This is a genomic window from Hyphomonas polymorpha PS728, assembly GCF_000685315.1.
Classification (GTDB): Bacteria; Pseudomonadota; Alphaproteobacteria; order Caulobacterales; family Hyphomonadaceae; genus Hyphomonas; species Hyphomonas polymorpha.
On sequence record NZ_ARYM01000008.1, the window covers coordinates 133,493 to 152,413 of the forward strand.

General features: G+C 63.5%; 20 protein-coding genes and 1 tRNA gene. 14 read left to right on the top strand and 7 right to left on the bottom strand.

The features are described from left to right. Nucleotides 1-57: 57 nt before the first annotated feature. Nucleotides 58-288 carry a hypothetical protein gene (locus tag HPO_RS08465; RefSeq protein WP_035596992.1) on the top strand — a complete coding sequence of 77 codons (231 nt, stop codon included), beginning with the start codon at nt 58-60 and terminating at the stop codon, nt 286-288. Next, on the top strand, nt 288-611 hold the full coding sequence (locus HPO_RS08470; protein ID WP_035596995.1) for an HPF/RaiA family ribosome-associated protein: 324 nt from the start codon (nt 288-290) through the stop codon (nt 609-611). Before HPO_RS08465 ends, HPO_RS08470 begins: the two co-directional genes overlap by 1 nt. Before the next feature lie 76 nt (nt 612-687). Here the strand turns inward: HPO_RS08470 and HPO_RS08475 are convergent. Further along, nucleotides 688-762: transfer RNA gene (locus HPO_RS08475), tRNA-Thr, on the bottom strand. 68 nt (nt 763-830) lie between these two features. Here HPO_RS08475 and HPO_RS20815 point away from each other — a divergent pair. The 3 genes from HPO_RS20815 (at nt 831) to HPO_RS08485 (ending at nt 3,075) form a co-directional block, all read left to right on the top strand. Next, nucleotides 831-977 (top strand): hypothetical protein, encoded by a 147-nt coding sequence (locus HPO_RS20815; protein ID WP_199285906.1) that lies wholly within the window; start codon nt 831-833, stop codon nt 975-977. Between the two features lie 102 nt (nt 978-1,079). Continuing rightward, complete coding sequence (murA, locus tag HPO_RS08480; protein ID WP_035596998.1) at nt 1,080-2,360, top strand: UDP-N-acetylglucosamine 1-carboxyvinyltransferase; 1,281 nt, start codon at nt 1,080-1,082, stop codon at nt 2,358-2,360. A 220-nt stretch (nt 2,361-2,580) separates the two neighbouring features. Then, nucleotides 2,581-3,075: a DUF2948 family protein gene (locus tag HPO_RS08485; RefSeq protein ID WP_084324240.1), complete on the top strand. Its 495-nt coding sequence runs from the start codon at nt 2,581-2,583 to the stop codon at nt 3,073-3,075. A 111-nt stretch (nt 3,076-3,186) separates the two neighbouring features. On the opposite strand, the gene HPO_RS08490 is transcribed toward HPO_RS08485, so the two are convergent. Continuing rightward, on the bottom strand, nt 3,187-3,888 hold the full coding sequence (locus HPO_RS08490; RefSeq protein WP_035597001.1) for a dienelactone hydrolase family protein: 702 nt from the start codon (nt 3,886-3,888) through the stop codon (nt 3,187-3,189). 141 nt (nt 3,889-4,029) lie between these two features. Here HPO_RS08490 and HPO_RS20875 point away from each other — a divergent pair, with 141 nt between their 5' ends. Beyond that, complete coding sequence (locus HPO_RS20875) at nt 4,030-4,851, top strand: phasin family protein (protein ID WP_051612457.1); 822 nt, start codon at nt 4,030-4,032, stop codon at nt 4,849-4,851. 184 nt (nt 4,852-5,035) lie between these two features. Here HPO_RS20875 and HPO_RS08500 read toward each other — a convergent pair whose 3' ends face one another. Then, nucleotides 5,036-5,668 carry a TetR/AcrR family transcriptional regulator gene (locus HPO_RS08500; protein WP_051612458.1) on the bottom strand — a complete coding sequence of 211 codons (633 nt, stop codon included), beginning with the start codon at nt 5,666-5,668 and terminating at the stop codon, nt 5,036-5,038. Nucleotides 5,669-5,828: 160 nt separating this feature from the next. Between HPO_RS08500 and HPO_RS08505 the strand changes: the two genes are divergently transcribed. Beyond that, the gene (locus HPO_RS08505; RefSeq protein WP_035597005.1) at nt 5,829-7,517 is read left to right on the top strand and encodes an alpha/beta fold hydrolase; all 1,689 of its coding nucleotides are present in this window, start codon (nt 5,829-5,831) and stop codon (nt 7,515-7,517) included. Nucleotides 7,518-7,693: 176 nt separating this feature from the next. Next, entirely contained in the window at nt 7,694-8,533 is an 840-nt protein-coding gene (locus tag HPO_RS08510; protein ID WP_035597008.1) for an alpha/beta fold hydrolase, read from the top strand. 1 nt (nt 8,534) lies between these two features. Here HPO_RS08510 and HPO_RS08515 read toward each other — a convergent pair whose 3' ends face one another. Then, the gene (locus tag HPO_RS08515; RefSeq protein WP_051612459.1) at nt 8,535-10,121 is read right to left on the bottom strand and encodes an AMP-binding protein; all 1,587 of its coding nucleotides are present in this window, start codon (nt 10,119-10,121) and stop codon (nt 8,535-8,537) included. A gap of 163 nt (nt 10,122-10,284) precedes the next feature. Here HPO_RS08515 and lipA point away from each other — a divergent pair, with 163 nt between their 5' ends. From lipA to HPO_RS19725, 3 genes are all read left to right on the top strand, one after another. After that, nucleotides 10,285-11,256 (top strand): lipoyl synthase, encoded by a 972-nt coding sequence (lipA, locus tag HPO_RS08520; protein WP_035597159.1) that lies wholly within the window; start codon nt 10,285-10,287, stop codon nt 11,254-11,256. Between the two features lie 3 nt (nt 11,257-11,259). Continuing rightward, the gene (locus HPO_RS08525) at nt 11,260-11,721 is read left to right on the top strand and encodes a type II toxin-antitoxin system RatA family toxin (protein ID WP_051612460.1); all 462 of its coding nucleotides are present in this window, start codon (nt 11,260-11,262) and stop codon (nt 11,719-11,721) included. A 328-nt stretch (nt 11,722-12,049) separates the two neighbouring features. Next, nucleotides 12,050-12,448, top strand: a complete 399-nt coding sequence (locus HPO_RS19725) for a hypothetical protein (protein ID WP_051612461.1) — start codon at nt 12,050-12,052, stop codon at nt 12,446-12,448. Nucleotides 12,449-12,736: 288 nt separating this feature from the next. Here the strand turns inward: HPO_RS19725 and HPO_RS08540 are convergent, their stop codons facing one another. From HPO_RS08540 to HPO_RS08550, 3 genes are all read right to left on the bottom strand, one after another. Beyond that, entirely contained in the window at nt 12,737-13,228 is a 492-nt protein-coding gene (locus HPO_RS08540) for a CinA family protein (RefSeq protein ID WP_035597015.1), read from the bottom strand. 21 nt (nt 13,229-13,249) lie between these two features. Continuing rightward, a complete protein-coding gene (locus HPO_RS08545) occupies nt 13,250-14,035 on the bottom strand; it encodes an enoyl-CoA hydratase/isomerase family protein (RefSeq protein WP_035597165.1) in 786 nt (261 codons plus the stop codon). 158 nt (nt 14,036-14,193) lie between these two features. After that, the gene (locus tag HPO_RS08550; protein ID WP_035597017.1) at nt 14,194-15,330 is read right to left on the bottom strand and encodes a bifunctional 2-C-methyl-D-erythritol 4-phosphate cytidylyltransferase/2-C-methyl-D-erythritol 2,4-cyclodiphosphate synthase; all 1,137 of its coding nucleotides are present in this window, start codon (nt 15,328-15,330) and stop codon (nt 14,194-14,196) included. A gap of 120 nt (nt 15,331-15,450) precedes the next feature. On the opposite strand from HPO_RS08550, the gene HPO_RS08555 reads away from it, so the two are divergent. The 3 genes from HPO_RS08555 to HPO_RS08565 are packed head-to-tail and all read left to right on the top strand — an operon-like array spanning nt 15,451 to nt 18,881. Next, on the top strand, nt 15,451-16,440 hold the full coding sequence (locus HPO_RS08555) for a tRNA dihydrouridine synthase (protein ID WP_035597020.1): 990 nt from the start codon (nt 15,451-15,453) through the stop codon (nt 16,438-16,440). Between the two features lie 2 nt (nt 16,441-16,442). Beyond that, the gene (locus HPO_RS08560; protein WP_035597022.1) at nt 16,443-17,501 is read left to right on the top strand and encodes a two-component system sensor histidine kinase NtrB; all 1,059 of its coding nucleotides are present in this window, start codon (nt 16,443-16,445) and stop codon (nt 17,499-17,501) included. Between the two features lie 6 nt (nt 17,502-17,507). After that, the gene (locus HPO_RS08565) at nt 17,508-18,881 is read left to right on the top strand and encodes a sigma 54-interacting transcriptional regulator (protein WP_035597025.1); all 1,374 of its coding nucleotides are present in this window, start codon (nt 17,508-17,510) and stop codon (nt 18,879-18,881) included. Nucleotides 18,882-18,921: the final 40 nt, after the last annotated feature.

Genomic DNA, 18,921 nt, shown 5'->3' on the forward strand with positions numbered 1-18,921 from the left:
GTTGCCTTTACAGTGACCGCCACAAGGGCGGCATGACGCCAAAACGGGAGGCACTGCATGAGCAACTCCAGTTCATCCGGAAAAGACGAAAAAACCCAGGCCGATCACGCCCGCCACGCGCTTGAGCTGAAACAGAAGGCTGAGCGCGAGCGCGAAACCCAGACGCCCGAATCCCGCACGGCTGGCGAAGGCCAGATCCACGAAGCGCGCGCCGATGAGCCGCCCATGGGCGCGCTGGACGCGGAAGGCCATCGCCCGGTTCTCGAACGCAGCCGGAAGGTGCGCTGATGGATTTCCAGTTCAATACCGGTAACAAGGTGGACGGTGACGCGCGCATGGAAGCGCATTTCGAAACCCGCTTCCGCGAGCGGCTGGAGCGGTTCAAGCCGCGCCTCTCCCGCATCGAAGTGCATGTCCGCGATACGGACGGCACCCGCCGCGAAGGACCAGACGGCATCGAAGCGGTGATCGAAGCGCGGCCCTATAATGGCGATCCGCTGACCGCCAGCGACCGCGCCGCCACCCCCGAAGAGGCCGTGGGCTCCGCCCTGCAAAAACTGGTCGCCCGCCTGGACGCCACCTTCGGCAAGGCAGACCGCGTGCGGAAGTAAGAATTCCACAGCCCCTGAAAACGCAAATGCCCGGTTCCTGAAGGACCGGGCATTTCGCATTTCAATGTGGAAGGGCTGGTGCCACCTGAGAGAATTGAACTCTCGACCTCATCATTACCAATGATGCGCTCTACCCCTGAGCTAAGGCGGCATTGCCGGTTGGGTTCCGGGGCTTTAGCGTAAGCCTGCCGATATGAAAAGACCATTTTGCCGCTGAATATGACAGACAATTCGAAGAAAACCGAACAGCAGGAGCGCGAGGCCCGCCGGGCCGAGGCGCTGCGGGCGAATCTGCGCCGCCGCAAGGCTGCCGCGCGCAAGGAAGGGGCCGCTGCCCCACCCAAATCCGGCGATTCTGGCGGGTGAGACCCCGGCCCGAACACGCGGCGCCATAAATCTGCGCCTAAAACGCATTTCCCTTCACAATCCGGCCCTTACAAAGCCGCGAAGCACGGTATATCTGCCGCCATGGATCGTCTTCACATCATTGGCGGCAGCCCCCTGAGCGGCCGCATTCCCGTCTCCGGCGCGAAAAACTCGGCGCTGAAGCTCATGGTCGCCTGCCTGCTGACCGATCAGCCGGTGGAATTTACCAATATGCCGAATCTGGCGGACACGCGATTCCTGGCGCAGCTGCTGGAAACGCTGGGGGTGGAGGTTTACTGGCCCAAGGGCTCATCCACCTGCCATCTCAACGCAGCGGAGCTGAAATCCACCATCGCGCCCTATGAACAGGTGCGGAAGATGCGGGCGAGCTTCAATGTGCTCGGGCCGCTGGTGGCGCGCTCGGGCCATGCCACCGTGTCTCTGCCCGGCGGCTGTGCCATCGGCGCGCGTCCGGTGGACCTTCACCTCCAGGCGTTGGAAGCCATGGGCGCAGACCTGCGGGTGGAGCAGGGCTATGTGAAGGCCGCCGCCATCCACGGCCTGAAGGGCGCGCATATCAACTTTTCCACAGTTTCCGTCGGCGCGACCGAACATGCCATGCTCGCCGCCACGCTGGCCAAGGGCGAAACCATCCTGGAGAACGCCGCGCGCGAGCCGGAGATTGAGGATCTCGCCCACTGCCTCAACACTATGGGCGCGCAGATCACCGGGGCAGGCACGCCCATCATCCGTATCAAGGGCGCCGAATCGCTGAAAGGCACCACCTATCCCGTGATGCCGGACAGGATCGAGGCGGGCACCTTCGCCATGGCCGCCGCCGCCGCCGGCGGGGATGTCACGCTGGAAGGCGCGCCCGTGGCGGCCCTCGGCGCCATGATCGCCAAGCTGCGCGAAGCGGGCGTAACGGTCGACGCCGATGAGGCCGCCGCCACCCTCCGCATCCGCCGCAACGGCACGCCGCTGAAAGCTGTCAGCCTGTCCACCCAGCCCCATCCCGGCTTCCCGACAGACCTGCAGGCCCAGTTCATGGCGCTGATGACGCTGGCAAACGGGACGAGCATCATCCGCGAGACGATCTTCGAAAACCGCTTCATGCACGCCCCGGAGCTGGCGCGTCTCGGCGCAGACATCACCGTGCGCGGCCAGGAAGCGGTCGTGAAGGGTGTCGCCCAGCTCACCGGCGCGCCTGTGATGGCGACAGACCTGCGCGCCTCGGTCTCCCTCGTCATCGCCGGCCTCGCCGCCCAGGGCGAAACCATCGTCAACCGCATCTACCACCTCGACCGGGGCTTTGAGCGCCTGGAAGAAAAGCTGGGCAATTGCGGCGCAAGGATTGAGCGGCGGTCCGGGGAAGAAGAGTGATCTTTCCACATGGCACGATGTCCACCCCTCTCCCTTGGGCTTGCGATGAAAAGAAATCGCACTGCGATTTCCCGAGCAAGGGCTGGGGGTGAGGGAGAGCGACCTGTAAGCGTTGCGAGTCGTAGAGGCGTTGCGCCCCCTCATCCCCAACCCCTTCTCCCTCAGGAGAAGGGGCTTCATGGCTTCATCTTTCCGTTGAGGTTCCCCGCCGAATGCGGCAATGAACAAATTCAAGGCCAAAGTTCCGCTGGGAGAACCGATGACCGACCCCAAACCCCTCCGCCTCTTCACCGAAGAAGCCGAAGACCTGAAGATCATCGCGGCCGCTGTGCAGGATTCGGTCGTGAAGGCCGGGAACCTGAAATACGAGCAGAAACACCGCCGCTTCAGCCTGGAGATCAACCGCTACCGCTGGGAAACCGCGCCCACCCGCAAGGGCCAGCCGGGCGAGCGCGTGCGCTCCATCCTTGGCTTTGATGGCGTGATGGCGGTGAAAACGCGCGGCATCACCAAGGCCGATCCCGAGCTGATCCTCTCCTTGCTGAATATCGAGTTCGCGCCCGATGCCGAGCCGCCGGGCGGCAAGGTCACGCTGCTCTTTGCCGGTGATGGCGAGCTTGAGCTGACCGTGGAAGCGGTCGACGCAACGCTGCTCGACAGCGACTATGTGTGGCCCACCCGCAACCTGCCGAGCCACGAGCGCCGCAAACGCTAGGGGCAGGGCACCGCCGCCGCTGGCGTCCCCCCAAAAAAACCGGCCAAGAAAAAGGCGGAAAGCCCAAATGGGTTTTCCGCCTTTTCCGTATCCGGACTATCCGATGAAGGATCAGCCGAAGAGTTCGGCCAGGAACGTCTTCAGATAGGCAAAGCTGCGCCGGTCGGCGTCCGCGTTATACATCGTGCCCATTTCGGCGTTGTTGGCGCCCACAGTCGTGAACGAGTGGTAGGAATGGCCGTGCACATGCGCCTGCCAGTCCGCGCCGGCAAACTCCTTGGAAATCGCCAGGAAATCTTCCGGCGTCGCCATCGGGTCGAGCCAGCCATGCTCGATCAGCACCTTCGCCTTGATCTTCGGCTGCGGAATATTCTCCGCCGGGCGGAAGAGGCCGTGGAAGGACGCCACGCCCAGCACGTCCTGGTTCGCCCGCGCCATGTCCAGCACGCAGAGCCCGCCAAAGCAGAAGCCGATGGCAGCTGCTTTCGAGCCATCCACGCCGTCCTGAGCTTTCGCCGCCGCCAGCCCGCCCGCAAGCCGCTTCTGCAGCTCGGCCCGGTCGCCCACCAGCGGGTTCATCAGCGCCTGGCACTGTTCCACGGTCTCGCCGCGCTTGCCCTTGCCGTAAACATCGATGGCGAAGGCCGCATAGCCGAACTCTTTCGCCACGATGGCGGCCTTCTGCTTCTCATTATCGGTGAGGCCCCCCCAGGCATGGGCGATCACCACCACAGGGGCGTTCGTCTTGCCTTCGGGTTTCACCAGCCAGCCTTCATAGGTCTTGCCGTCCACCTGGTAATCAACTGCGCTCATGGGAGGTCTCCTCTGATTGTCTGCCCCAGTGGATAGAGGGCTTCCCCAGCGGGATTCAAGCGCCGGGCCGCGATTAGTATGCGCTTTCTAGACTTTTTCCCTACATCCGGCGTCATAGACCAAGCCGCCAGGGAGATACTCATGGCCAAGAAGACCACCAAAACTGCCGCCCGCGCCAAAGCTCAGGCCGCTGGCAAGGCAATCGAGGCCCAATCCACCGAGATGGCCTACAAGATCTGGCTCGCCGGCGTCGGCGCCTATGGCAAAGCCTACGACTCCGCTCTTGCCGGCGCGACCGTCGTGAACAAGCAGTCTGCCGAAGTGTTCGAAGACCTCGTCAAACGCGGCGCTGAAATCGAGCACGATGTCCGCGCCCGCCTCGCCGGTAATGAAGGCTTCACCAAAGCCTCCGGCAATGTCGCCAAGGCGGTCGAAACCGCCCGCGAATTCCAGTCGAAAGCTCAGACCCAGTTTGAAGCCCGCATGGAGCGCATGCGCGACCTGCTCGGCGTCAAAGGCCTCGGCACCGCCCGTGAAGCCTTCGCCCGCCGCGTCGACAAGCTGGAAGACGAAGTCGCCAGCGTCACCGCCAAGGCCCGCACCAAGGCCAGCGACCTGCACCTGAAAGAGCGTATCGCCCGTCTCACTGCCGAGATCGAAGCGGTTGCCACCGAAACCGGCGCAGACGTTGCCAAGACTGCCAAACGCGTCGCCACCCGCGCTTCCAAGGCCGTCAAGGCTGCCATGGAGCCGATCGAAGCCGAAGTTGCCGACGATCTGACGCAGATCACCGGTGTCGGCCCGGCCATGGCGAAGAAACTGAACGAAGCCGGCATCACCCGCTTTGCGCAGATCGCCGCCATGAAGAAAGCCGAACTCGAAGCGCTCGACATTCAGATCGGCGCCCGTGGCCGCGTGCTGAAGGGCGACTGGGCGAAACAGGCGAAAGCCCTCGCCAGCTAAACGCTTTTGGGCAAGAGGCGGAGGAGCGCGCCTTCTCCGCCGTCTTCCCGGAATTGCCGCAGGCAATGTCCGGGACCCAGAGCCTCAGGAAAGCTGGATCCCGGTCTTTGTGCCTTCGGCCCAAAACCGGGAAGACGGGAGGATGCTGCCGGGCCATTGGCTGGCAAAGGTCAACCCGTCCGGGTCAGGACTTTGTTTCCTCGAAATGACGGATCATGCCGCTTAGCGCGGCAGGCCCCGCCGCGCCCATATAGGGCACGATGAGGCACATCACCTGGAACACAGTATTGTGGATCAGGGCAGGGCCGTCATGCGCTTCCTTTGCCAGGGCATCACCGGCCAGCCAGAAGGTCAGTGTGGTGATGATCTGCTGGGTCAGGGGCGGCTTCAGGCGCGGATCAATGTCGATCACGCCGAGCCGCGCCAGGTCGTCAAGGATGCGCTGGATGGTGGCCCGTTTCTCCGCACTCAACGCGCGGAAGCGGCCTGCCAGGTCGGGGTAGCGGGACATCATCCCCGCAAGATCCCGGTAGAAGAAACGGAAGTCGTATATCTCTTCCAGCAGGATGTAGATGTAGACCCAGTTGTCCTCGATCGAGGCAACACCCCCGCTGGAGCCGCGCAGGATAACGCGCATCTCCTCTTCAAACCGGTCATAAAGGGCCCGGATGATCGCGTCCTTGCCCTTGAAATGATAATAGAGGTTACCGGGGCTGATCTCCAGCGCATTGGCGACATCTACAGAAGACAGCTGCGCCTCGCCCTCTTCATTGAAGAGAAGCAGGCTCACCTGAAGGATACGGTCGCGCGTTTTCATGGCCAGTGAAGCAGTTTGACAGAGAAAACTGACTGTGAAACGAATTTTATCATAAACTTCACCGTGTTCTCTTTCAGGAAAAGAAAGGGATCATGGTTAAAAACCGGCGGCTGGGCCAGAAACCCGGTGACAGTCCGGAAGATCTTGGGGAGGAATAGACGTGACGTCACCGAAAGACGAAATCGCCCGTAATGCGGCTGAAAATACGGCAGCGTTGAACCCGCTGCTGGGCGGCTTCAACCGCCAGGAACTGCTCGGCGCCGTCGCCATGATGCTGCGCTCGACCATGACCAACCCGGTCACCACCGCAAGGATGGTCAGCAAGATCACCAGCGAGAACACCGAAATCATTCTCGGCAAGTCCAAGCGCGAGGCCGACAAGAAAGACCGCCGCTTCAAGGATCCCGCCTGGGAGCATAACCCCTTCTACAAGCGCGGCATGCAGTCTTACCTCGCCACGCAGGAACACCTCCACAACTGGGTCAACGAGATCCAGATGGGCGAGCTGGAACAGGCCCGTGCCAAATTCGTGATGGGCATGATCACCGATGCCATCGCGCCAACGAACACCCTTGTGGGCAATCCTGCCGCTGCCAAGCGCGTGGTCGATTCCGGCGGCCTGTCGCTGCTCAAGGGCATGAAAAACCTCTATGAGGATCTCACCAAGAATGGCGGCTTGCCCGCGCAGGTCGACAAGCGCCCCTTCAAGGTCGGCGAAAACCTCGCCATTTCGAAAGGGCAGGTGGTCTGGAAGAATGAGATGCTGGAGCTGATCCAGTATGCTCCGCTCACCGAGAAGGTCCACAAGACGCCGATCCTGATCATCCCCCCACAGATCAACAAATTCTACGCGATGGACCTGACGCCGATGACGTCAATGGTCCAGTTCCTGCTGGCCATGGAGCAGCAAACCTTCGTGATCTCCTGGCGCAACCCCACGAAAAAGCACAAGGATTGGGGCCTTGGCGACTATATCGACAGCCTGATCCAGGCCAGCGAAGTCGTCCGCAAGATCACCAAATCGCCAAAGCTCAACGTCTCCGGCGCCTGCTCAGGCGGCATCACCACCGCCACCTTCGCCAGCCTTCTGGCCGCCGCAGGCGACAAGCGCATCAACTCGCTAACCTTCATGGTCTGCGTCCTTAACCCGCAGCGGGATGACAGCGACATCGGCCAGATCGTGTCGGATGGCAGCCTCGAAATCGCGCGGAAATACTCAAAATCGCGCGGCATCCTGAAGGGCGATGATCTTGCCCGCATGTTCGCCTGGATGCGTCCGAACGACCTCATCTGGAACTATGTCGTCAACAACTATCTGATGGGCGAAGATCCTCCGCCCTATGACGTTCTGTTCTGGAATAACGACACCACGAATCTTCCCGCGGCCCTGCATTCGGACTATCTCGACGTGGCCCTGAACCAGCCCTTCGACAATCCGGGCAAGGTGGAAGTGGCCGGCCATATGGCAGACCTCAGCAAGGTCACGGCAGATGCTTTCGTCGTGGCCGGTGTCACAGACCACATCACGCCCTGGAAAGCCTGTTACCGTACGCCCGCGCTGCTCGGCTCGAAAAATGTCGAATTCATCCTCTCCTCCAGCGGACACCTCCAGTCCCTGATCAATCCGCCGGGCAATCCGAAGGCGAAGTATTTCCGTGGCAAGGAAATCAAGCCGACGGCGGATGAATGGGCGGCCAGCGCCGAAGAACAGACCGGTTCCTGGTGGCCGCTCTGGGGCCAGTGGCTGAAAGAGCGCTCCGGCCCGCTGAAAGCTGCACCCAAAGAGCTTGGAAACGAAGCCTTCCCCCCCATCTATGCAGCGCCGGGCCGCTACGTCTTCAACGACTAGAGATAGGCAAAAATGACCCCGCGCCCGTGCATCGGACGGCTCATCCTGAGCGAAGTCGAAGGGGCCGGGGCCCGTCTCAGCCTTCCTTTTACTTCGCTCAGGATGCGCTGCGGTCTACCTTGCGCCGCTGCTGAGCGCCTATGGAAATCAGAAACCGGCAGGAATAGGTAAGTCTGATGGTATCGAACGTCCGCACCCCCCTTATCACGATGGAAGATGTCGATGGCGTCCTCCTGCGGGTCGCCCATTGGCCGGTGGAAGGGCAGGGCGCTGGCCGCCCGCTCGTCTTCTTCAACGGCATCGGCGCCAATCTGGAGCTGGCAAGCGGCCTGGGAGACATGTTCCCGGATCGGGAAATCCTCACGCTGGACGTTCCCGGCGTCGGCGGCAGCCCGGTCACCCAATGGCCCTACCGCCACTGGATGCTCGCCCGCTGGATCCGCAAGCTGGTGGACCGTTACGGCATCGACGAGATGGACGTGATGGGCGTTTCCTGGGGCGGCGCGCTGGCCCAGCAGTTTGCCTTCCAGTATCGCAGCCGCGTCAAGCGCCTCATTCTCTGCGCCACCACGGCCGGCGTCACCATGATCCCCGGCCGCCCGGCCTCCCTGTCGAAGATGGTCGATACGCGCCGCTATTCCGATCCCGAATTCATGCGCGAGAATTTCGCCAAACTCTATGGTGACGCCGCCGATGGCGCCGCTGGTGGCCATATCGACAGTCTCATGCCGCCAGATCCCAAAGGCTATCTCTACCAGATGCTCGCCTTCGCGGGCTGGTCCAGCCTGCCTTTCATCCGTTTCCTGAGGATGCCGGCGCTCGTCATCATGGGCGACGCCGATACCATCGTGCCGCTGGCCAATGGCCACATCCTGAACTTCGCCCTGCCGGATGCGCGCCTTGAAGTGATCGAAGGCGGCGGCCACCTCTTCCTGGTCACCCGCGCAGACGAAACCGCCGCGATCATCCAGGGCTTCCTGGACGAAGGCGAAGCTGCGCTGAGCGACGCGGCGTAGCTCAGTCGTTCATCAACCGCTCGGCCTCGATCCGCACGGCGCCATAATCCACCTTGCCGGTGCCCAGCACCGGAATGGCATCTACACGGAACACCCGGCGCGGCACGGAGATTTCCGGAACGCCGTGGTTCTGCGCCCAGGTGAGGATCGGATCGCGCGTCGCCCCCGGCGCATCGGTCAGCAGGATCACCTGCTCACCCTTCTTCGGGTCGGGCAGGGTCACGGCGGCGTGCATATTGTCCGGCCACACGGCAGCCGCGCAATTCTCCACCACCGCCAGCGACACCATCTCCCCGCCGATCTTGGCAAACCGCTTCACCCGGCCAAGGATACGGATAAACCCGTCTTCATCGATGTTCACGATGTCGCCAGTGTCATGCCAGCCATCGATCAGCCGCTCGATCACGCCGGGATTGGTCGCGCGCACATAGCCCATCATCACATTGGGCCCGCGGATGTGCAGGCGCCCGCCATCGGGAATGCCGTCCACCGGCACCAGCTTGGTTTCCATCTCGGCCATCAGAACACCCACCGTGCCCGGACGGTTATCCTCCCATTTGTTGGCGGCCGCCACAGGCGAGCTTTCCGTCACGCCATAGCCTTCCAGTATCTCGATATTGAACTTCCGGCGCACATAATTGCGCGTCTCGTCCTTCACGCGCTCCGCGCCGCACACCGCCAGGCGAATGCTGTCGAGATCGCCGTCGCCAGCCGTGCGCGCATATTGCGAAATGAAGGTATCCGTCGCCAGCATAAGGGTCGCCTTGCTCTCCCGGATGCGCCGCACGATTTCCTTGGGCTGCAGCGGGGAAGGGTGGAACAGCACCTTGATGCCCGCCACCAGCGGCAACACCGCGCCCACCGTCAGGCCAAAGCAGTGAAACGTCGGCAAGGGATTGAACAGAACATCCGTGTCCGGACCAAGACCGATATGCGCGCGCACCTGCTCAACATTCGCCATCACATTCTCATGGCTCAGCACCACGCCCTTGGGCTCGCCCTCGGTGCCGGAGGTAAAGAGGATCACGCCCGGCTTCTTGTGGCTCGGCCCCGCCGCCACCAGCCCCGGCAGCAGCATCCCCGCCACCGCCGACAGCTTGTTGCTGAGCGACAGGGTCTCCCGCACATCCTCCAGATAGACAATCTCTGCCACCGTGGAGAGATCGGCCACCAGCGCGTCCAGCCCGCCCAGCTCCACGAATTTGTGCGCCGTCACGATCCGCGAAACCTTGGCCGCCTTCAGCGCCGCCTTGAGGTTTTTCGATCCGGCGGTGAAGTTCAGCATCGCGGGCACGCGGCCATAGGCCGACAGGGCATAGAAGGCGATCACCGATCCGGCGCCCGAGGGCAGCATGATGGCCACAGCCTCGCCCTTCTTCGTGCCCTTCTTCAGCGCCGAGCCGAGCGCGAAGGCGCCCTTGATGATGTCCTTGTAGGTCAGCTCCCGCTCGTCCCCGTCAACAAGGATCACCTTGTTCCCGCCAAACTCGCGCGAGGCGCGAATAAGCGCGGAGAATACGTCAGTCCGGGTGCGCTGCGGCTTATAGTCAAGCGGTGCGGGCACCAGTGGCTGGATGGATTGCTGCATAGGTTTCCGCCCTGAATCGCTACGGTCTCTGCCGATTTGTGTAATATTCTGTCATGTTGCGTCATATCTGCAACAGTTATTGCCAGTGTCCAGCCGCCGGTGCATGGGTCGTCTGCACAGGGTTCCGCTTGATGGAATCGAGCAGAAGGGCCATTTTTCGGCCATGGCCAACCTCATCGACACCCGCACCGGCGCCCCGCGTCCCCGCCACCCCGAAAAGCAGGCGCGTCCTGATACGCCCGTGCTGCGCAAGCCGGACTGGATCCGGGTCAAGGCGCCCACCTCCGAGGGCTATGCCGAGACGCGCAATATCGTGAAGTCGAAGGGCCTCGTCACCGTCTGCGAGGAGGCTGGCTGTCCCAATATCGGCGAGTGCTGGGACAAGAAGCACGCCACCATGATGATCCTGGGCGAGGTCTGCACCCGCGCCTGTTCCTTCTGCAACGTCGCCACCGGCAAGCCAAAACCCGGCGTGGATGAGGACGAGCCCCGCCGCGTGGCTGAGGCCGTGGCCGAAATGGGCCTCTCCCATGTCGTCATCACCTCGGTGGACCGGGACGATCTGGAAGACGGCGGCGCCATGCACTTCGTCAACACGATCAACGCCATCCGCGCCGCCGCGCCGAACACGACCATCGAAATCCTCACGCCGGATTTCCTGCGCAAGGATGGCTGGGAAAACCGCGTCATTGATGCAAAGCCGGATGTGTTCAACCACAATCTGGAAACCGTTCCGCGCCTCTATCTCTCCATCCGCCCCGGCGCGCGCTATTTCCATTCCCTCCGTCTGCTGCAGAAAGTGAAGGACCGCGATCCCTCCCAATTCACCAAGTCCGGTCTCATGGTCGGCCTCGGCGAAACCAAGGAAGAGGTGATGCAGGTGATGGACGACATGCGCTCGGCTGGCGTCGATTTCATCACCATCGGCCAGTATCTTCAGCCTACGCGCAAACATGCCGCGATTGACCGCTTCGTGCCGCCCGAAGAATTCAAGGCCTATGAAGAGATCGCCCGCGCCAAGGGCTTCCTCATGGTCTCGGCCAGCCCGCTGACGCGCTCCAGCCACCATGCGGGGGAAGACTTCGCCCAGCTGCGCGCCGCCCGCGAAGCCTGGCTCGCCGCCCGCAAGGCATAAGGCGTGCCGCGTTTCACCAAGACGATGCGGGTGCCTTACGGGCCGGAGCAGTGCTTTGCTCTGGTCTCCGATATTGCCCGCTATCCGGACTTTATAAAGTGGATCACCGCCCTGCGCGTGTCGGACCAGCGCGCCGCCGGGCCCGGCGTGAACGAATGCTTGGGAGAGGTGGTCGTCGGCTTCAAAGGCTTCACCGAGCGCTTCACCACCCGCGTCGTCGCCGATGAGCCTGCCGCCCGCGTCACCGCCTCCCTCGTGCGCGGCCCGTTCCGCAAACTCTTCGCTGAATGGCGCATCACCGAAAGCGTTGCGGGCGCCTCGGACGTGTCCCTCGAAATCAATTACGAGTTCCGAAACCCCGTCATCGCCTTCCTCGCCGCCGCCAATCATGATCTGGCGGTCGACCGTATCCTGAGCGCTTTCCTGGAAGAAGCGAGGCGGCGGTATTCCACCCCATCGGCTTGACACCCCTTAACCCCTCTCCCGCGAAGTAGGAGAGGCTGCGGAGGACCAGCGTTTGCACTGCAAACGCCCGGAGCAGGCCATCGCAAAGCGATTGGAGGTGAGGGTCTTCCACCCCGCCCATCCTTCGACTTCGCTCAGGATGAGCTTCTCTGGCACAGCGTTTTTTGAGCTCATCCTGAGCGAAGTCGAAGGATAGAGTGGGCCCGCAACACCTATCCCCCAAATCCCGCCCCCTCCGCGTCCAAAATCCCCAATCCCCTCAACGCCTTAAAAATAAATCCCGCAAACCTTGTCCACCCCCTCCCGCGCCGGGCGTATCCTCCGTCCCATGATGAGTATCGCCCGTCTCAGCAAGGAACCAGCGCTCGCGGAGTATTTCGCGCTCGTGCATCCGTTCTTCTGGTGGGTGTTCGTCTGGCAGATGTGGATCGCCGCAAAACACGTCCAGGCCGCCGGCCGCACGGGCGCGCTCATCCGCATCAGCTGGTGGGGGAGGGTCCGAATCGAATATCTCGGCGACCAGAGGCCCGATCCTTCCGCCTACAGACCAGCAGAACCCACACGCAAAGCGTGGGATGATCCAAGTTGGTCCTCGGCGATCCCGATCGACCTTCTCCCCAAGGCGCGACTTCTTTTCTGCCCCCGCACGCGCGGGGGAAGTGGCAGGGCGCTCAGCGCCCTGACGAAGGGGGCCTGCGCCCTCTCGGCCACCGCCGACACCTCCTAGCACCCACAATCCCCCGAATTCAGCCCAAAACACCGGCCAGCCCCCGCTGCGTCCGGCCAAAACTGCTGCGTGAAACAAAACCCTGCGCTCTTGTCTTCGTCACACTCGACGGGCGCAGCCCGTCTGAGTGCCCATCTCCAGCCTCATCCCCACGCGCATGCTGAATTTTCAGATGATGGGCCCTCAGATGCGCTTGCGCGCATCGAGGGTGACGAGTGGGGATAGTTCCGGGCACGAAATGGCGGGAAGGAACGCCTTGCGCGATGCGTTAAACCCCAGCATTTCAGCCTACCGCGTCTGCGCCTGAATCAAATTCAGCGCCGCTTCCACCGCCGCCAGCCGGATCGCGTCGCGGCCAATGTCGCCCAGTTGCAACATCTCGTGCAGCACGGCCCGGTTCTCCCGCGCGCAGGCAAGGTGAACGGTGCCCACCGGTTTCATCCGTGTACCGCCTCCCGGCCCGGCCACCCCGGTGATCGAGACGGCAATGTTCGCCCGGCTGTTGGCCAGCGCCCCTTCGGCCATCATCCGCGCCACAGGTTCGGAAACCGCGCCAAAGTCTGCCAGCACATCGCCGGGCACGCCCAGCATCTCTTCCTTGGCCTTGTTGGAATAGGTCACAAAGCCCCGCTCCACCACGGTGGACGAGCCGGGTATCTCCGTCAGCAGCGCGGCGACAAGGCCGCCGGTACAGCTTTCGGCGGTGGCGATTTTCAGGCGGGCGCGCTCGGCATCGTCGAGCACCAGCATGGCGAGGTTGCGAAGGCGATCTGGAAACATGAAACCCTGTCTAGCGCCCGATCAGTTGCCCGTGAAGACCGGCTTTCGCTTCTCGATGAAGGCGGCGGCGCTTTCCTTCGCGTCGGCCGTCTGCATCAGGCGGCGGATTTCGGTGATCGCCCATTTGCCGGTGTCGCGCCAATCGGGGTCCAGCGTCCGGCGCAGACCAGCCTTCAGCGACCGCACCGCCTGAGGCGGGTTCGCCGCAATCTTCTCGGCCAGCGCCAGCGCCGTCGGCATCAGCTCCTCAGGCTTCACCACCCGGCTGACGAGCCCAATCGCCTTCGCCTCGGCCGCGTCGATTACATCCCCGGTAAACAGCAGCTCGCTCGCCTTTTCCCGGCCCACCAGCTGCGCCAGCCGCCCAAGCCCCGGCGCGTCGCAGCAAAGCCCCCGCGTCACGAAAATCTCGCCAAACTTCGCGGTGTCCGCCATCACCCGCATATCCGCCATGATCGCCAGCTCCGCGCCCCAGCCAAGCGCAAAGCCATTGATCGCCGCGATCACCGGAATATCCGTATGCAGAAGGGCGTCTGCCGCGGGGGGCAGCCCGCCGGTCTCCTTCGCCTTGGCCGCCCGCTCCGGCGTCACCGGCGCGCCCTTGGAGAGGATCTTCTTCACATCATCCCCGGCGCAGAAGGCGCGGGTTCCCGACCCCGTAATCACAATCGCCCGCGCATCCGAGGTGCGCACCGCCTGCTCCAGCGCGTCATACAGCTCATAGTCGAGCGAATTCATCGCCTCAGGCCGGTTCAGCGTCAGCACCGTCACATGCCCCCGCTTCTCGGTGATCAGAATATCGTCCATGCCTTCCTCCCGGTCTTCTTTTGGCCGGAAAGCTCTCATGAAGCCGAAGCCTTGAAAATAATGCCGCGAGGTAAGGGCAGGGCGCTTCGCCGGGCGCGACTTCATCCTCCCTGTGAGGCGGACGGAGGGGGATTGAGGCTGGATACAGCCCTTAAAGGTCAGCCCCTCGGCACCAGCAGCGCCACCGCCTCCGCCGCAATCCCCTCGCGCCGCCCGGTGAAGCCCAGCCCCTCGGTCGTCGTCGCCTTCACGCTTACAGCGTCGAGCGGCAGGCCGAGCAGCTCCGCCGTCCGTGCCCGCATCGCTTCGCGGTGGGGCTTCACCTTCGGCGCTTCGCAGATCACCGTGATGTCGCAATTGGCGATCACGTATCCCTTCGCCTCGGCGAGCCTCTGGGCCTCCTTCAGGAAGATGCCGCTCTCGGCGCCCTTCCATTGCGGGTCCGATGGCGGGAAATGGTCGCCAATATCCCCCAGCGCCACCGCGCCGAGGATCGCATCGGTCAGCGCATGCCAGGCCGCGTCGGCGTCCGAATGGCCCTTGAGTTTGGCGATATGCGGAATGGCCACCCCGCACAGGGTCACATGATCCCCCGCCTCGAACTCATGCACGTCATACCCCTTGCCGATACGCGGGGTGCCAGCGGGGGCGAGGAGGCGGGCCAGCATGTCGAAATCCTCCGGATAGGTGATCTTGGAAAGGCGGGCCGAGCCGGGCACCATGGCAACCGTGCCCCCGGCAGCCTCGATGGCGGAGAGGTCGTCCACAAGGTCGGGCCCGGCAGCGGCGAGGGCGGCGCGTATCTCGCCGAGGCGGAATGCTTGCGGTGTCTGGACCCGGAAGAGGCCGGTTCTGTCCACATTTGTCCAGTTTTGTCCGCGATTTGACTTCAACGCGTCCGCCACTGGCAGCGCTGGGGCGGCCCCTGACACGGACGGGTCCTGCAGCCGCGCCAGCAGTTTGGCGATGGTCGCTGCATCGATGCCGGGGCGGGCCGCGTCATGGATCAGCACTGTGGCGCCCTCGCTCACCGTCGCTGCCGCCAGCCCGCTGAGCACCGATTGCGTGCGCGTATCGCCCGGTTTTGCCTGAATAATTTTGCCGTCAGCCGGTAATTCGCCCAGCTCTGGCCCGGCGACGATGACCACCCGCGAGATCTGAGGATGGCTATAGAATGCGTCGATCGACCAGTCGATCACCCGCTTTCCCAGCAGGGTTTGCCACTGTTTCGGGCGCTCGGCCCCTGCGCGCTGGCCAGTGCCTCCGGCCACGATGATTGCTACAGCCTCAGTCATGATCCGGCTTGTAAGCGACCCGCGCGCGGCTGGCTACTCCACGGAATGTCCCGAAAAGGGGAATTATTTGCCCATGATTTGTGCGCTTGCGAAAAAATGAAAAGTGGGAAAGAAAAGGATATGACCAATTTTAAGGCACCTCGGGTCTGGCTGGCGCCAATGTCCGGCGCAACCGACGCCCCCATGCGGCGGCAGGCGGTGCATTTCGGCGCCCCGGCGGTCGTGTCGGAAATGGTCGCCGGGGAAACCTTGGCCCAGGCCCGCCCCGATGTGGTCCGCCGCACCTGCCGCCATGAAGGCGAAGGCCCCTGGATCGTCCAGCTCGCTGCCCGCCGCCCCGAGGATATGCTCGCCGGCGCCGTGCTGATGGCCGAAGCGGGCGTTGATGTGATCGACATCAATATGGGGTGCCCTTCCAAACAGGTGACTGGCGGCCAGTCCGGCTCCGCCCTGATGCGGGATCTGCCGCTGGCGGGGGAGATCATCGACGCCGCCCTTCAGGGCGCAGGCGCCCGCCCGGTCACCCTCAAGATGCGCCTTGGCTGGGACGACGACAACCACAACGCCCCCGAACTCGCCTGCATGGCAGAAGCCAAGGGCGTGCAGATGCTCACCGTCCATGGCCGCACACGCTGCCAATTTTACACAGGCGCGGCCAACTGGGCCGCCGTCCGCCCGGCTGTTGAAGCGGTCAGCCTGCCGGTGATCGTCAATGGCGACATCTGCGATCTGGTCTCGGCGAAAGAGGCGCTGCGCCAGAGCGGCGCGCATGGCGTGATGATCGGGCGCGCGGCCATGGGCCGGCCCTGGCTGCTGGGCTCGGTGGCGGCTGCCCTTGAGGGGCGCGCCTGGCGCAAGCCGGGCCTCGGCGAACAGCTCGCCAGCCTTTGCGAGCAGATCTCTGATTCCCTTGATCTTTATGGGGCCAGCCTTGGCCTCAAGATGGTGCGCAAGCATGTCTCTGCCGCCATCGACGAACTCGAAACCGATCTGCCGGCTGCCGAGCGCCGGCAGTTGCGCGCTGATCTCTGCCGTATTGGGGACGCCGGAGAGCTGATCGCCGCGCTGCGGAAAGTCTATCTCGGCCAGACGCTGGAAAAGGCAGTATAGTTATGAGTACGTTGACAGGTGAGCGGCCCTCAGGCCTCGCCGATCTCTCCCCCATCGCGCTGCTGCACATTGACCAGCGCCGCCGCGTTGCAAATGTGAACCCCGCTGCAGAAGACCTGTTCAAGCTGTCGCGCCGCGCCCTCGTCGGCCGGCCGCTCAGCGAGGTTGTCTTCCACGATTCCATCCTGTTCGAACTGATCGACCGGGCCGAGCGCGACCCCGCCGAAATCACCGCGCCGTCCACGCCGGTCTCCGGCCCGTCTATGCAGATGCGCACGATCTGCGATGTGCGCCTGCGCACGGTCGAAGGCGGCAATTTCATCCTGGCGCTTTCCGAGGCACCCTCGCGCGATTCCGGCGAGGGTGTTGCCGGGGCCGCTGGCTTCGGGCGTATCCTTGGCCATGAGGTGAAAAACCCGTTGGCCGGCATCATCGGCGCCGCCCAGCTGCTGGAGCGTCAGGCCCATCCCGGCCAGTCCGAACTGCTGGATATCATCAAGGACGAAGCCCGGCGGATCGAGCGTCTGGTCAATCGCCTCTCTGCGTTCGAGCTGTTCTCTGCGCCCCGGATGCAGTCCTGCAATGTCCATGCGCTGCTGGACAAGGTGATCGCGTCCGAGCGCGCGGCCATGGGCGCGCGGGTGGAATACCGCCGCGACTTTGACCCCTCGCTTCCGGATATGATGTGTGATCCTGACCATCTTCAGCAGGCCTTCCAGAACATCGTCCGCAATGCCGCCGAAGCTGCCTCCGAAGGGGGCCGCAAGGGCGAGGTGGTGTTGCGCACCGCCTATGCCGCAGGCCTTGCCATGCGGCAGGCGCGCCTCGGTTCGGGCCTGCGCCGCGCCATGCTGATTTCCATCGAGGACAATGGCCAGGGCATCCCGCGCGAGCATCAGGCCACGATCTTTGATGTGTTCCAGTCCACCAAATCCGGCGGGCGGGGCCTCGGCCTCTCCATCGTCAGCGAGGTCATCAATGCCCATGGCGGGCAGATCCGCGTCGACAGCCAGCCCGGCGCTACCCGCTTCACCATCCTGTTGCCGCTTTCGGAGGCTTAAAATCTCATGGCTGACAAGACCGTACTCCTCGCAGAAGACGATGCCAGTATCCGGCTCGTCGTGAACCAGACCCTGGTTTCCGCCGGGTATGAGGTGCGGGCCACCAGCTCGCCCGATGCGCTGCAGCGCTGGGTCCGCAACGGGGAAGGGGATGTCGTCGTCACGGACGTCTATCTCGGCGACACGTCGATCTTCGATCTCCTGCCCTCCATGAAGCTGGCCCGGCCAGACCTGCCCTTCATCGTGATGAGCGGCCAGAACACCATCCTCACTGCGGCCTCGGCTGCCGAGCATGGGGCGTTCGACTATCTTCCCAAGCCGTTCGACATCGATGTCCTCTCCAGCCTTGTCCGCCGCGCGCTGAAGGCGGCCCCGGCGCCGGAGCGGGCAATCCATCCCGACGCCCAGAAGGCGGTCGCCGATGCCGGGCTGCCGCTGATCGGCCGGTCAGACGCGATGCAGGAAGTCTACCGCCTGATCGCCAAGGTGATGAATACCGATCTCACCGTGCTGATCGAGGGCGAAAGCGGCACCGGCAAGGAACTCGCCGCCCGCGCCATCCACCAGCTTGGCCAGTCCAAGCGCGGCCAGTTCGTGGCGCTCGACCTTGCGGCCATGCCGCCTGCCGAAATCAACCGCGAACTCTTCGGCACCGATGGCAATGGCGGCGCCGTCCACATGAAGGGTGGCACACTGTATCTCGATGAGATCGGCGACCTGCCAGCCGAAGCGCAGGCCCAGCTTGTGAAGCTGCTGCGCGAACCCGGCGGCGCCCGCCTGATCGCGTCCACCCGGCGCAACCTTGGCCGGCTCGTGGAAGACGGCAAATTCCGGGAAGACCTTTATTACCGCCTCAATGTGATGCGCCTCTCCATTCCGCCGCTGCGCCAGCGCAAGGAGGATATTCCCGAGCTTGCCCGGGCCTTCCTGATCCGCGCCCAGCGTCAGGGCCTGGCCGCCCGCACCTTCGACAAGTCGGCGCTGGACCTGATGGCCGCCTATGACTGGCCCGGCAACGTCCGCGAACTGGAGAACCTCGTCCTGCGCCTGGCTGTGCTCAGCTCCGATTCGGTCATCACGGTGATGGATGTCGAGCGCGAGATGCGGATGGGCGTGGCCGAGCAGACCGGCGCGAGCCTCGGCTTTGAGGCTGAGATCGAGGGCCTGCTGCACCGCTATGTGATGGGCGATCTCGTCTCTGGCGGTGAGGGTGAAGACTCCAATGTCCACGAATCGGTTGTTAACCGTGTTGAGCGCCCGCTGATCCGGCTCGCTCTGTCAGTTACCTCCGGAAACAAGGTTCGCGCGGCGCAGCTCCTGGGCATGAACCGCAACACATTGCGGGCCAAGATCAACGCCCTCGGCATTGCAGAAGACTGATTGACGACACACCGATCTGTGGCTTTAGTGCACCACTGTT